Below are 13,315 nucleotides of genomic sequence, written 5' to 3'. Positions count from 1 at the left end.
GGATTATCAATAAACTAAAGATGGAGCTTATTTATGAACGTTCGTCTTAGTCACGCACTTTATCTCGGCTTTTCGATCATTGTTGTCACCACCCTTATCTTGGCCTTTGTTGTCTGGTCTGTGGTGAATAGATCCGCGAATATTTCCGCCGAAATCGAAGCCGATGACGTTCCCGGCGTACTCGCCTACTTAAACGTCTTAGATGAGATTGGTGACCTACAAACCAATGCTCTCGAGTATTTAAACGGCGAGGCTGATGAACACACCAGCTTTAAGGAAAACGCCAAAGAGTTTCAACATTACTACTCCATTCTTCGCCCTCTGGAGTCAGCGAAAGCATCTGACATTGAAAAAATGGACAAAATACTCAAGCTTGCTGAGCAATACATCGACCGCCTCGAAAACGATGTTTTTGGCCGCTATGACCCCGCCGCTGAGCAGCTCGCCGTTCAAAAAATTGACAACTTAACTCGAGACGTCGGTAAACCACTAGAAGACCTACTTGATCAACTCAAAGATGCCGAATTTGCTGATGCCTACAACACCACCGATCTTTATGAATCACTCAATGACGATCTCCCTGGGGTACGTTATTACCTAGAAATGGTCGATGAAGGCGGCGATATGATTTCTTCTCTTAACGCCTACATCAAGGGTGACCCTGCTGCGCGAGAAGCTTTCAACAACGATGCGGCGTCCTTCTCTGACTACCTAGAAAAACTTCGACCTCTTGAGCAAAAGCCAAATGAAGTCAGAGATATAGAACAGATCGAGCAATACTATTTCACCATTATTCAAGTCGCCGAAGAGGTCTTTGCTGGCTACAACCCCTACTACAAGAACAGCGCTATTCAGCTAGTGGATGACTTGGAGCACTCGATAATCACCCCTCTTGAAGACATTCTCGACAGTTCTGCTCAAGAAGAGCGCGATGACTCGATAAGTGCACTTGAGCTACTCAACACCAATATGGATACCATCGTATTCTGGCTAACGGTTAATGGCGTCGTGGTCATTGTTATCGGTGGAGCGGTCGCATGGGCGCTCTCCAATATGATCAAAAAACGCTTAAATGTGATCGCGAATCGTGCCCAAGCGATCGCCTCAGGTGACCTATCTGGTGAGCCTATTAATGAGACGAACAAAGACGAATTGGGCGATCTCGCACGTTCTATCGATGATATGCAAGGGTCCTTGAAAACGGTCATTTCTAACATTACTCAAGTCGCGTCAGAGGTCGCAAGTAATACCCAAATGGTGGAGGAAACCAGTCGTCAGGTCGCCGATGGCATTCAGGAACAAGCTGATAAAGCTACCTTGATCGCCAGTGCAGTTGAAGAGATGACAGTGACGGTCAATCAAGTCGCAGACCAAAGCACTGATGCGGCCAACAGTGCACGTCAAGCCGGTGAAGAGGCGACAAACGGCGGTAAATTGATGCAAGAAACCGTCAACGGCATGAACAGGATTTCGGAGGTAGTTAACGAAACCGCCAATACCGTCGACAGCTTAGGGAAACGTGGTGAAGAGATCGGTAATGTCATTCAAGTGATTAACGACATTGCCGAGCAAACCAATCTCTTAGCACTCAATGCTGCGATAGAGGCTGCCCGTGCGGGCGACCTAGGCCGCGGATTTGCAGTGGTTGCTGATGAAGTTCGCGGGCTTGCCGAGCGCACCTCTAAAGCGACCGATGAGGTGGGTGGATTGATCAATTCCATTCAACAAGAGACTCGCCAAGCGGTAGAACGGATGAGTGAAGGGACTCATTTGGTTGCCGAGGGGGTAACCTTGTCGAACTCTGCAGGGGATGCACTGGTTGAAATCGTTTCTCGGGCTCAAGACGTCAACAGCATGATAGATATGATCGCAACTGCAGGGAGTGAGCAAGCAACCGCGACCACTGAAATATCGAGCGATATCAATGCAATCAGTCAGATTGCTGGCAACTCGGTAAGAACCACGCAAGATGGCGCTCAAGCTGTGTCACAGCTATACAGAAAGGTAGAAGAACTTGAGCAAGTTGTCGCTCGATTCAAACTGTAACGCTCTTTAAAAAAGCCAGCCTAAATAAGTGATCACTTGTTTAGGTTGGCTTCTAAATACTCGATGAACTCACTTTCAGGCAAAGGCTTACTAAAGTAATAGCCTTGTATATACTCAACCTGCTTAGCCTTGGCATAAATGAGTTGCTCGACAGTCTCAACCCCTTCCGCCACGACAGGTTTATTGAGGTTTTTGGCTAGGGAGGCGACTGAATTAAATACCGTCTGTAACTTCGCATCTTCAACCACATTGGTCACAAAAGCTCGGTCAATTTTGATCTCATCAAAACTCAATCGACACAGGTAACTCAAGCTTGAAAAACCGGTTCCAAAATCATCTATCGAGATTCTAAAACCATATTCTTGTAAGCGCTCTAAGGTTTGGTTGACGTAATTGAAGTTGTCAATCAACGCCGATTCCGTTAGCTCCAACTTAATCTGACGAGGTGACAGTTGATAATGGTTGATCGACGACATCAGCTTGTCGATAAACTCCACATCCAAAATTTCGACCACACTGATATTTAGAGCAAAGAGTAACGCTTGCGTATCTATCCCCTTTGCTTCTAATTTCCCAACCAAGGCGGCCAATTGCTTGATGTTAAATTTAGTCAGCAACCCAATATCACCTATTCGTTCGGCAATTGGGATGAACTCAACGGGAGAGACAAACTCGCCATTGAGCGTCCAGCGAATCAAGCACTCTGCGCCAGAAACAGATTGATCACCAGAGTCATGAATAGGTTGAAACAATACATAAAAATCATCGTCGAGAGTCGGTTTGTTTAACGCTGCTCGAAACTCGGTTTCAAGATTATTCTGGTGTTCAATTTGACGTGCTAACTCTTCTTGGAATTCCGCTAATCTGACTCGCTCGGTAAGCACATCCAATATCGCCATTTCGGCCTTGTTCAAGCTCAGTTCGTGGGAATCCCCCTCTTTCTCGACATAGTAACCCAGTGCAACGTTGCTAAAGAAATGACGCTGATTGAAATGAAAAGGTTCATTCAGCAGAGAGTAGAAACGTTCAATATCAAAAGGGACATCGGGAGAGATAAATATATTGAAACTGTCGGTTGAGTGTTTACTGCACACGCCCTCTGGTAGCTCTGTCATCACCCTCGACAACACTTCCATAAACACAAGGTTTGCAACCGCTGTACCCCAAATTTCATTGATTCGCTGATAATTGCAGATGCGAATGCAACATACCGTCCCGTGGCTGTATTCGTTGTTTAGCTTAGAAAGAAAGGCTTCACGATAAAGCAGTCCTGTGTGCGGGTCTTGAGTAGACAACTGCCGATTTAATCGACGAGTTGCCACCAGCTCACTCTGCTCAGTCAAAGAGATGATGAAATATTCTTTGTAGCCAATAAGAGAGAGTTTGGCCCATTCGACATTTTTGTCTGGGTAGCTTAACCCGAGTTCTAGTTCGACGTCTTTGCCATCACTGACTGCATTGCTGAGCTGACTTTCCAAGTCAATATCAGTAAATTCTTCCGTAACAAAACTGACATTGGACGAAAACAGCTTTTCCCCCCTTGAGACTCTGAACAACTCTGAGGCTTGAGGGGAAACCTCTAAGACATTCATTGTGTCATCGACTATGATGTATGCGATGTTCATCGCTTCAATCTGATCACTCAAATTTTTCATCGTGTCTCCAGTGCTTTCTTAACCTGATAAGGCAGCAGTTCAAGCGCAAAGCTTTTACTTACCCCACCCCTTGCAATCGCTTCTTTAGGCATGCCATACACCAAGCAACTGGATTCACTTTGTGCAAACGTAGCCGAGCCTGCCTGATGAAGCTCTAACATCCCTTGCGCTCCGTCATCTCCCATGCCTGTGAGAATGACACCGATAGCGCTGCTTCCCGCTTCTTGCGCGGCTGAACGAAACAACACATCCACAGAAGGTTTATGCCGAGACACCAATGGCCCATCCTTTAATTCTAGGAAGTATTGCTGATTTCGACACTTGATCATGCAATGAATAGCCCCAGGTGCGATGTATACCCAGCCACTTTTGAGTGCCATTTCGTGCTCGGCTTCAACCACATTTTGAACAACTTCTTGATTGAGCCGATGAGCAAAAGCTCGTGTAAACTTCTCTGGCATGTGCTGAACAATCACGATTGGCGCACTGTTTGGAGGCATTAAACTCAGAAATTGCCTGACCGCCTCAGTCCCGCCCGTTGATGCGCCAATCACCACCACTTTATTTTGCGTATTAGCATGAGGTTCCGTACTGTGCTGCAAAACTTCATCGGCAGAATGCTTGATTCGGTAGCTTTCATCGCCAAGATATTTAAGCTGTTTCACCTTAACTTTTGAAGCTTGCTTTATGGCCGTTAAGATTCGCCCCACTTGGTCAGAGTGTAGGTATTCATTCAGTTGGCTTTGAGGTTTATTAATCACTTCGATGGCCCCAGAAGAGAGCGCTTCTAAGCTGAGCTGAGGGTTATCTTCCGTTTTGGCAGAGCAAATAATGGTTGGCGTCGGGCGACTAGACATGACTTGACGCAAAAAGGCAATCCCATCCATTTTAGGCATGACGATGTCGAGCAAAATAACGTCTGGCCACAGTTTTTCCATCTTACGCTGAGCAATAAGTGGATCGGGAGCAACGCCACACACCTTCAACGCAGGGTCTCTGTCTATCACCTCACCAAGCACCTGCCGCATAACGGCTGAGTCGTCAACGATAAACACATTGATCGGCTTTACTGACTTACTTTTCGGTATATGCAATTTTCAACTAGCTCCATTCTCGGGTGTCGCTTTAACACATTCTCGCTGTGGCCAAGAAAGAGATAACCTCCAACAGCGAGGCGCGCAATAACGTTCTCTAGAATCTGTTTCTGTTTCTCTACACTAAAGTAGATCAACACATTGCGCAGAAAGACGATGTGAACGCTCGACGCTTGGTTCTCTTCTAAGAGATTTTCAGTTTTAAAACGACAAAAACGCCTGAGTTTCTGGCTAACAGTAAAGTGGCCTTCAAAGTCACCAACCCCTTTTAGACAAAACCGCCGTCTGAGGTTGTTAGGGATCTGCTCCGCTAGACACAAGTCGTATTGGCATCTCTGGGCATGTTCGATGGCTGACGAAGAGATGTCACTGCCGATGAGCGACCATTTGGCATTACCCAAGCTTTGTTCAAGTACCATGGCTAAGCTATAGACCTCCTCTCCGGTGGAGCATGCCGCACTCCACACTTTGACGGGGTAACTGAGCGGCCAATCCTCTAAAATTTCAATGAGTTGTTCAAACTGGATATGTTCGCGGAAGAAACGGGTTTCATGGGTGGTAAGCCGGTCGATGAAATGTTGCAGCTCTTCAGTGGATTCATCAGCGGCTAACACCTGTAAGTATTCTTCATAGTTGCGGCAATGCGTCGCCTTGAGCCTAACCGAGAGCCGATTCTCAATCATCGAGCGTTTGTGCTCGGCGAGATGTATACCTGTACTCTTCTCCATAATCGTCTGGATTGACTTGAACTGCTCCTTACTGATTATCACACTCATCTTAGGACTCCCAGTGCGAGAGAAGGCTACGCTGGTGCTGAAGTATTAAACCGTTAAGCTTCTCTCCATTGAGCAGAGCTGGCATTTCTAACATGGGGACAGTATCTCCACTCACTTCAATCATCTCAGCGACATACTGGCTTGGGATATGGACACCAAATGCGGGCTTATCATAAATGTCATGCAGTGCAATCGACTTGATTGAGCGAACTCTAGAAACGACCAAGCCAATGGTGACATTCTCTTGCAGCTTCTCGTTTCGAGACTCGTACAAAATAATACAGCTGTATTTGTCATAGCCCTGATTGCTATCAAGGTCTAAGCGAAGTGCTGCATCGACCACAGGCACCACGCTACCACGCACATTGATGACGCCAGACATTTGCTCATGACACATCGGAACTTGAGTTATCTTGGTGTACTCAATGACCTCTTTTACTGAGTTAATCGGGATCGCGACCATCTCTGACGCCACATCCACGAGCAACACTTCGAGCGCTGGACTGTTATCTACATCAAGCGATTCATCCATGGCTGACCTCAGAGAATTCTGGCTGATTGAGTAGCCAAGACCACTGTTGATTAGACAGGAGCTCGTCGATATCAAGCACCGTCAATAATCGCTCTTCTAGCTTGGCGACACCTTTCACCATCGGCGATTCAAGACACCCACCAAGTTGTGGAACCGCTTCTAATTCTGAGTCAGACACATCAACAACTTGCCGCACCAGATCCACTTTATTGGCAATGGTGAAGCGTTCGTCACCCTTCACTACTTCAGTCACTATCACACAGGTTTTGTTGGTCACTGGGTAGGATTCTTGACCAAGCGATGCTGCGATATCAAAAACCACCACGAGATTTCCCCTAAGATTCATTAAGCCTAATAACTGCCTAGGTGAACCCGAAAGTGGCTCGATCAACGGATACTCCATGATCTCTTTGATCTGCTCGATTGGAAACGCAAAATACTTTCCAGAGACTTTAAATTCTAAGTATTTTTCTTTCATTCTGGCGCTTCCTCCTCTCAATCATCGAAGGGAACATAGCCGCTCTCTTGCTCAGCAGGAGAGACTGGACTGCGGCGTTGAGTTCTCGACTCCAATCGACCACTAGGACTATTGGTCAGTTTAAAGAAGCTAACGGTGCTGCGAATTTCATTGGTCTGGTCTTGTACCATCACAGCGGTGGCAGCAAGCTCCTCAGACGCCGATGCGTTCTGCTGAGCAATCTCATCAAGTTGAGACACCGTTCTATTGATCTCCGCGACACTGGTGCTCTGTTCCGTTGACGCCGCGGTGATCTCTTGAACAAGGTCAGCCGTTTGCTGAATATTCGGTACCATGCGATTGAGCATATCCCCCGCATGCTGAGCCACTTTCACACTACTATCAGCGAGTGAGCTGATCTCTTGTGCTGCGATTTGACTTCGCTCTGCAAGCTTTCTAACCTCATCAGCCACAACTGCAAACCCCTTACCATGCTCGCCAGCCCGTGCAGCCTCAATCGCGGCATTCAAAGCAAGGAGATTCGTTTTATAAGCGATATCTTCAATGATGCCGATTTTTTCTGCGATGGCAGTCATTGCATTGACGGTATCATTTACTGCTCGACCCCCTTCGTTCGCTTCTGAGCTTGATTGGGTCGCTATGCCATTGGTGACTTTTGAATTTTCGGTATTCATCGAGATAGATGAACTCATTTGATCAAGGGACGCACTGGTCTCTTCAACACTTGACGCCAATTGACTTGAAGTCGTGCTAAGCATCTGAGAGGTTGTCGAAACCTCATTCGTACTGTGAGCAATCGCTTCGACTGAGCGTTGAATATCCAACATAATGTTTTGCAGCTTATCGAGGAAACCGTTGAAGCTTTTCGCTGTTTCACCAATCTCGTCACCACCAAAGTCTGGAATACGGCGGGTTAAGTCCCCTTCACCAGAGCGTAAATCCTCTGCCGCTTCTGAAAGGGCTTTGATAGGTACAACGATTCCTTTGATGAGGAACATAGCGGTAATAAAGGCCAGCAAGACTGCAACACCCAGTAACCCCCAAACTAGAGAAATGCTTTCTCGCGCTGCATCAACCAATTGTTCAAGCGATACTCGACTTTGCTCGTTGGCTTTAACACTAATGTCATCCAATATTTTCTCAAGCTTGCTAAACACTTCATGTTCAAGCTTATCAACTTGCTCCGCGGCTTCCAGTTTGTCTCTTGGTCGATAGGTAGCGAAGATATCTTTACCGCCGTTATAAAGTTCAAGATACATCTGCTCAACTTGAGCAAGACTCTTAATCTCTTCAGGCTTTCTTTCTAGCGGTTTAATTTCATTTAGGTAGTTGGCAAAGTTACGGGCTTCCTTCTCAAAGGCATTCACTGCCCCCACTTCACCGCGCATGTAGGCATTCAGGGCAGACATCATATCGCCCTCTTCATCGATCAATTCAAGGTAGTAACGGACGCCAGGCAAGTCATCATTCAGTACCTCTTGGAAGTCCCCGCTTCGCCCCGCATCCGCAACCTCTTCTTCTTTAAGAGTGTCCAACATCGCCTCTAAAGGGTCAGCAAACTCTTTGATCAGGTAGTTGTATTTCTCGACGGCTTGGCTCTCTAAACTTGGGTCAAATTGGTTGAAGACCAAGGTCAACATATCGTTGTAGTATCGAGTGGAGAGATCATCTATCTGGCGAATAGTCACACGATCAATGGACTCTGACTGCTTTAGGCTTTCGAAGAAAGTGACAAACTCGGTGTAGTTCTCCAGAAAGTCGACTTTTTCTTCCGCCTCTCCGGTGATGAACTCTAGGACATTGGAGTTCATATCCCCCAACTCATCGAGCATACTCAATGACAAGATGACCTTTGGGCTCTCCTCATTACTCACGCTAATTGCATAGGTTTCAATGGTTCTATTTTTCAATTGCACCGAAACAGCGATAACAAACAAAAGCAGCCCCATGGTAAACATGGCGACAATGATTTTGTTCTTGATCGATAACTTACCAATCATGTTGCTCTCCCTCGCTAGACAGTCGCGCCTTTGGCCACTCGTCTTTCGTTATTGCGCTTGTTTAGGTAAAGCGCTCAATATTAATTCGTTCCGTTGGGCTAATTGCCGTTTGAATCAGGGCAAAAATATCCAATATGATCGCCACTTCACCGCTACCCAAAATGGTCGCTCCACTGACCCCTTGTAAGCCTTCAAACAGATGACCTAACGGCTTCACAACCGTTTGATATTCACCACTTAAACTGTCCACAACGAGCCCTGCTCTAAGTGCACCTAACTGGACAACAATTAACGCTTCATCTTCGATAGGGGTTTCTTGAGTGAGCCCAAACCACTCGGACAGACGTAAAAAAGGCAGCACTTCATCACGAAGATTGACAAACTTTTTGTCTCGACTGGTATTCAGGCCAATGACTTCTTTCAGCTCTAAACATTCGACGACATTGTCTAGTGGAATAACGTATTCGCCACCTGCGACCTTGAACATAAACCCATCAACAATCGATAGAGTTAAAGGTAGACGAATGACAATGCGACTCCCCTTTCCTTTCTCACTGTTGATATCAATGTTGCCGCGCAGCAATTCGATGTTCTTCTTCACCACATCCATACCGACCCCGCGCCCAGAAAGGTCGGTCACTTGTTCACTGGTTGAAAAGCCTGGCTCAAAGATCAGCTTCCAGATGTCTCTCTGAGTCAACGAATCAAGGTTGCTCACAATGCCCGCCTGCTTAGCATTCGCTAGGACTTTTTCCTCGTCGATACCGCGACCGTCATCAACCACTTCAATAACAATTGAGCCAGAATCATGGTAAGCATTAAGTCGGATTGTTCCGCAGCTTGGTTTGCCGCTTGCTTCACGGTCACTCGTTGATTCAATACCGTGATCGATGGCATTTCGGACAAGGTGTGTCAGGGGGTCACTGAGCTTTTCAACAAAGGTTTTGTCCAGCTCGGTCTCCGCTCCACTCACCACTAACTCTACTTGTTTGCCAAGCTCTGACGCCGTATCTCGTACAATGCGTTTGAACTTGCTGAAGGTATCGCCTATCTGAACCATTCTGAGTTGCAATGAACTGTCGCGAATACTTTCAACTAACCTTTCTAGTTGAGCCATTGACTCGATTAGTTGTTCATCACCCGTTTGATGGGCAAGTAAGTTGGTGCGTGCTCCCATGATCACCATCTCCCCGACGAGATCGATGAGTTGATCCAACTTTTCTGCTTCTACACGTAACGTTTTTGAGGCTTTTATTCGCGGATATTGGACCGATTTAGACGCTTCCGATGTTGGTATTTCATCTGGCTTAGCTTCCAGCCAACCTGTTAATATTTCTGGCGTAATCGCACCCATTTTCACAAAGAGTTCACCGATTAACTCAAGCTCTTCAGGAAGTTTTTTCGCTAATTCGAAATAATCTTCATTGCCGCTATTTGGTGGCAATATTTCTATATCTGCGTCATTACGCAGAAACTCAAAAGCGTCGAGAATCTCTTCTCTGTTCACCGCTCCTTTAAACTGTAATTCAAAGCCTAAAAAACTCTTTTCTGCATCAAAGTCATCTAAGGTGCTATCGAGAGAAGTTGTCACTAATTCGGCTCTGGTCAAAGTACCTTTCGTTCCGAGGTATTGAATAAAACGTATCGGATCAAGACCATCTTGAAATACCGTGGCATATGGTCGAATCGAAATATGCCAGATGCCGTCAGGCTCATATAACTCTTCTTTAACTAACGGTTTCGCTGAAGGAAGCGCGTCGCCGCGTTCAAGCTGTGTAACAATATAGGGGAGTAACCGTGCGAGGACTTTTTCGCTTTCTGGCATGGCATCGTGTTCACTTAGCGCCGTCACCTGTTGACGTATCACATCATTACTTTCAATCAAGACTTCTAACAATGCATCATCAACAGCAGTGGTTTTCTGTCGAACCTGATCAAGCAGTGACTCCATGCTGTGACTGAGGGTCATCACCTCATCAAAACCAAACAGCCCTGCACTGCCTTTTATGGTGTGGATAGAACGGAAAAGCCCATCAATCCATTCTGAAAAATCTTGCTCAAGCAGCTGACTGTTTAGTAATAACTGTTCAACGTCATCTGTTAGCTCTAACGATTCATTGATAAAAATTTGAATGGCGCGATCATACTCTGACATGGCAACTACCTACTTGGCTCGGTGAGCCCAAACAGAGCAAGCTGCTCAGAGACAACTTTGCTTGGGTGGAGTAATTCTGCCGCCCTCCCCGCACTCTCTTGGTATCGCAGAAACCAAATCAGCAGTTGGAAACCCGCCGTATCGAGCTCTTCAATAGCCCCGCAGTCCATATTCACGCAGTCATGCTCAAGCAAAGAAAGCTTCAGTTCCTGAAAAGTTTCACCAACTTCGTAAATGGTGAGTTCTGCAGGCATGACGTAGGTGAAATCAGACATAATCACCTCACTAGCACAGGAGCTTATTGACAGCGTCAAGCATTTGTTCAGGTCTGAATGGTTTAACCATCCATGCTTTCGCCCCAGCTTTTCGACCTTCGTCCATCAGGTATTGCTGACTTTCTGTCGTCAGCATGATCACCGGTGTGAACTTGTACTTGGGAAGAGTTTTGAGTTGCTTAACAAAGTCGATACCGTTCATGTTAGGCATATTTACATCACTGATAACGAGATGGACTTTACCCCCATCAAGTTTCTCTAGTCCGTCGACTCCATCTTTAGCTTCAATGACACGATAACCAGCGCCGCTTAAGGCGATGTTTACTACTTGTCTCAACGATTCGGAGTCATCGACTACCATGATTGTTTTCTGCATCACTTGATCCTAAAAAAATGTCACGCTGCCTTCATCTTGAGGACTCTTATTTCCCTCAAGTCGTGTTTTCTGCTCAATACGCTCTAGCGCTCCAAGAAGCGCCTCCTCATCCCAACCTTTGTGTTCTAAGTCACTTAATGCTAATTGGAACTCTTCTAGCCCTTCAATCACACCTTGTTGTTGCTGTCTTAAACGGTCGCCAAATTGCAATAACACCAAGATTTCTTTGAAGGTCTGTTCAACTTGTCGTAAATACTTCTCGCGTTCTTTATCAGACAAATCCGAAGTGTGTTTCAGGGAGTGGTAGTTCTGCCGTAAATTCTCAACTTTCGTACCAAGTTCAGTTATTGCCTGGTGCGCTAACTCTGATGAATTTTCAACTTGATGCGAGAGCTTAGGTAGTAAAACTCGCTCTAACGATTGGATGGCTTTTGAGGTATATGGGGGAACCGTATAACGGCTGATCGCCAACAAAAAAAGAAACAGCCCACATATCAATGCCGCAGCAAGCATTGTGGGAAAAGAAACCCCAACTAACAGCGCTTGAATAAGAAAAATGGCAGCGCCAAGCCCTATCGCAATTGGAGATTTACTCAATACTTTGACTCCGCATTATTAACAACCTAGTTAATAGCCTAGTTCATAAATATTCTAGAGTCGCTTTTTGGTAATAAAAAAGGTCTAGCCGTTAGACAGCTAGACCTTTGAAAGAGTGAAAGTTTGAGTCTAAATTATGCGTTCGCCGCTTCAAATTCCTTCATGAAATCGACAAGTGCTTGAACACCCTCTAGCGGCATTGCGTTGTAAATAGAAGCGCGCATACCACCGACTGCTCGGTGACCTTTTAGAGCCACTAGACCGCGCTTAGCTGCTTGCTCTAAGAACAATGCATCAAGCTCAGGTTTAACCAATTGGAATGGTACGTTCATACGTGAACGGTTCTTAGTGTGAACCTTGTTAACGTAGAAATCTGACTCATCAATTTGGTTATACAGTAAATCGGCTTTCTCTTTATTTACTTTTTCGACCGCCGCTACGCCACCCTGCTCTTTCAGCCACTTAAAAACTAGGCCCGAAAGATACCAAGCAAATGTTGGAGGCGTATTGAACATCGAGTCCTTCTCTGCCAACACTTTATAACTCATAAAGCTAGGAAGAAGGTCGTTAGCAAGATCTAGCAAATCATCACGAACGATCGCAATGCAGATACCCGCTGGGCCAATATTTTTCTGCGCACCGGCGTAAATCACACCGTATTTCGATACATCAATCTCACGAGACAAGATATTTGACGACATGTCGGCAACAATTGGCTTATCAGTCTGAGGTAGCTCCGCAATTTCAACGCCATCAATCGTCTCATTTGGACAAAAATGTACGTATGCTGAATCTGGCGCAATCTGCCACTCAGAAGCGTCGATAACAGCAGTTTTGCCCTCAAGCTCTGTTTTCGCAACAAAAGTATCAACTTCACAGTATTTTTCTGCTTCATTGATTGCGCTCTCAGCCCAGTAGCCCGCATCAACGTAAGTGGCCTTTTTTGCAGCGCCAAGAAGGTTCAATGGTACTGCTGCAAATTGCGCACGTGCACCACCTTGGCAAAACAGTACTTTGTAATTATCAGGGATATTGAGCAGATCTCTTAAGTCTTGCTCTGCCTCATCTGCAACCTGAATAAACTCTTTGCTGCGATGGCTGATTTCCATGACAGAAGTGCCAAGATTGTTCCAATCTACAAATTCCTTTTGTGCCTTTGCCATTACCGCTTTAGGCAGAGCAGCAGGGCCCGCGCTAAAGTTATAAACATTGTCCATGTGTCTTTCCTTGCTCGTGATTCATAAATCAATTAACGGATTAATAGCATGTTTTTCAACTGATAAAAAGCAAGAAAAGAGGTCTTAAGACCTCTTTTCTCTTAAAGCAGTCAA

General features: G+C 45.8%; 12 protein-coding genes. 1 reads left to right on the top strand and 11 read right to left on the bottom strand.

Annotated elements, in window-relative coordinates:
- The first annotated feature begins 33 nt into the window (after positions 1 to 33).
- Positions 34 to 2,046, top strand: coding sequence for a methyl-accepting chemotaxis protein (locus F0231_RS12155; RefSeq protein ID WP_171759997.1), 2,013 nt, complete (start codon positions 34 to 36; stop codon positions 2,044 to 2,046).
- 32 nt (positions 2,047 to 2,078) lie between these two features.
- Here the strand turns inward: F0231_RS12155 and F0231_RS12150 are convergent, their stop codons facing one another.
- From F0231_RS12150 to serC, 11 genes are all read right to left on the bottom strand, one after another.
- Positions 2,079 to 3,701 carry a bifunctional diguanylate cyclase/phosphodiesterase gene (locus F0231_RS12150; RefSeq protein ID WP_171759996.1) on the bottom strand — a complete coding sequence of 541 codons (1,623 nt, stop codon included), beginning with the start codon at positions 3,699 to 3,701 and terminating at the stop codon, positions 2,079 to 2,081.
- On the bottom strand, positions 3,698 to 4,795 hold the full coding sequence (locus F0231_RS12145) for a chemotaxis response regulator protein-glutamate methylesterase (RefSeq protein ID WP_253825789.1): 1,098 nt from the start codon (positions 4,793 to 4,795) through the stop codon (positions 3,698 to 3,700). The genes F0231_RS12150 and F0231_RS12145 overlap by 4 nt, the downstream gene beginning before the upstream one ends.
- A complete protein-coding gene (locus F0231_RS12140) occupies positions 4,768 to 5,571 on the bottom strand; it encodes a protein-glutamate O-methyltransferase CheR (RefSeq protein WP_171759995.1) in 804 nt (267 codons plus the stop codon). Before F0231_RS12140 ends, F0231_RS12145 begins: the two co-directional genes overlap by 28 nt.
- Position 5,572: 1 nt before the next feature.
- Positions 5,573 to 6,103 carry a chemotaxis protein CheW gene (locus tag F0231_RS12135; protein WP_171759994.1) on the bottom strand — a complete coding sequence of 177 codons (531 nt, stop codon included), beginning with the start codon at positions 6,101 to 6,103 and terminating at the stop codon, positions 5,573 to 5,575.
- On the bottom strand, positions 6,096 to 6,581 hold the full coding sequence (locus F0231_RS12130; RefSeq protein WP_171759993.1) for a chemotaxis protein CheW: 486 nt from the start codon (positions 6,579 to 6,581) through the stop codon (positions 6,096 to 6,098). The genes F0231_RS12135 and F0231_RS12130 overlap by 8 nt, the downstream gene beginning before the upstream one ends.
- A gap of 17 nt (positions 6,582 to 6,598) precedes the next feature.
- Positions 6,599 to 8,581, bottom strand: a complete 1,983-nt coding sequence (locus F0231_RS12125) for a methyl-accepting chemotaxis protein (protein WP_253825788.1) — start codon at positions 8,579 to 8,581, stop codon at positions 6,599 to 6,601.
- Positions 8,582 to 8,642: 61 nt separating this feature from the next.
- Entirely contained in the window at positions 8,643 to 10,736 is a 2,094-nt protein-coding gene (locus F0231_RS12120; RefSeq protein ID WP_171759992.1) for a chemotaxis protein CheA, read from the bottom strand.
- 5 nt (positions 10,737 to 10,741) lie between these two features.
- Positions 10,742 to 11,011 carry a lipid asymmetry maintenance protein MlaB gene (locus tag F0231_RS12115; RefSeq protein WP_171759991.1) on the bottom strand — a complete coding sequence of 90 codons (270 nt, stop codon included), beginning with the start codon at positions 11,009 to 11,011 and terminating at the stop codon, positions 10,742 to 10,744.
- A 10-nt stretch (positions 11,012 to 11,021) separates the two neighbouring features.
- Positions 11,022 to 11,387, bottom strand: a complete 366-nt coding sequence (locus tag F0231_RS12110; protein WP_171759990.1) for a response regulator — start codon at positions 11,385 to 11,387, stop codon at positions 11,022 to 11,024.
- Between the two features lie 9 nt (positions 11,388 to 11,396).
- Complete coding sequence (locus F0231_RS12105; RefSeq protein WP_171759989.1) at positions 11,397 to 11,984, bottom strand: hypothetical protein; 588 nt, start codon at positions 11,982 to 11,984, stop codon at positions 11,397 to 11,399.
- A gap of 134 nt (positions 11,985 to 12,118) precedes the next feature.
- Complete coding sequence (gene serC, locus F0231_RS12100) at positions 12,119 to 13,201, bottom strand: 3-phosphoserine/phosphohydroxythreonine transaminase (RefSeq protein ID WP_171759988.1); 1,083 nt, start codon at positions 13,199 to 13,201, stop codon at positions 12,119 to 12,121.
- Positions 13,202 to 13,315: the final 114 nt, after the last annotated feature.

Source organism: Vibrio sp. RE86, assembly GCF_013114545.1.
In the GTDB taxonomy this organism is placed as follows: domain Bacteria; phylum Pseudomonadota; class Gammaproteobacteria; order Enterobacterales; family Vibrionaceae; genus Vibrio.
Note: the sequence above shows the minus strand (reverse complement) of the source record. Positions and strands in the feature narration are given on the sequence as shown.

What these genes read in the sequence shown, in the direction of transcription:
- F0231_RS12130 (WP_171759993.1), bottom strand. Translation starts at nt 6,581, where the DNA reads ATGAAAGAAAAATACTTAGAATTTAAAGTCTCTGGAAAGTATTTTGCG.
- F0231_RS12120 (WP_171759992.1), bottom strand. Translation starts at nt 10,736, where the DNA reads ATGTCAGAGTATGATCGCGCCATTCAAATTTTTATCAATGAATCGTTA.
- F0231_RS12115 (WP_171759991.1), bottom strand. Translation starts at nt 11,011, where the DNA reads ATGTCTGATTTCACCTACGTCATGCCTGCAGAACTCACCATTTACGAA.
- F0231_RS12110 (WP_171759990.1), bottom strand. Translation starts at nt 11,387, where the DNA reads ATGCAGAAAACAATCATGGTAGTCGATGACTCCGAATCGTTGAGACAA.
- F0231_RS12155 (WP_171759997.1), top strand. Translation starts at nt 34, where the DNA reads ATGAACGTTCGTCTTAGTCACGCACTTTATCTCGGCTTTTCGATCATT.
- F0231_RS12150 (WP_171759996.1), bottom strand. Translation starts at nt 3,701, where the DNA reads ATGAAAAATTTGAGTGATCAGATTGAAGCGATGAACATCGCATACATC.
- F0231_RS12125 (WP_253825788.1), bottom strand. Translation starts at nt 8,581, where the DNA reads ATGATTGGTAAGTTATCGATCAAGAACAAAATCATTGTCGCCATGTTT.
- F0231_RS12135 (WP_171759994.1), bottom strand. Translation starts at nt 6,103, where the DNA reads ATGGATGAATCGCTTGATGTAGATAACAGTCCAGCGCTCGAAGTGTTG.
- serC (WP_171759988.1), bottom strand. Translation starts at nt 13,201, where the DNA reads ATGGACAATGTTTATAACTTTAGCGCGGGCCCTGCTGCTCTGCCTAAA.
- F0231_RS12140 (WP_171759995.1), bottom strand. Translation starts at nt 5,571, where the DNA reads ATGAGTGTGATAATCAGTAAGGAGCAGTTCAAGTCAATCCAGACGATT.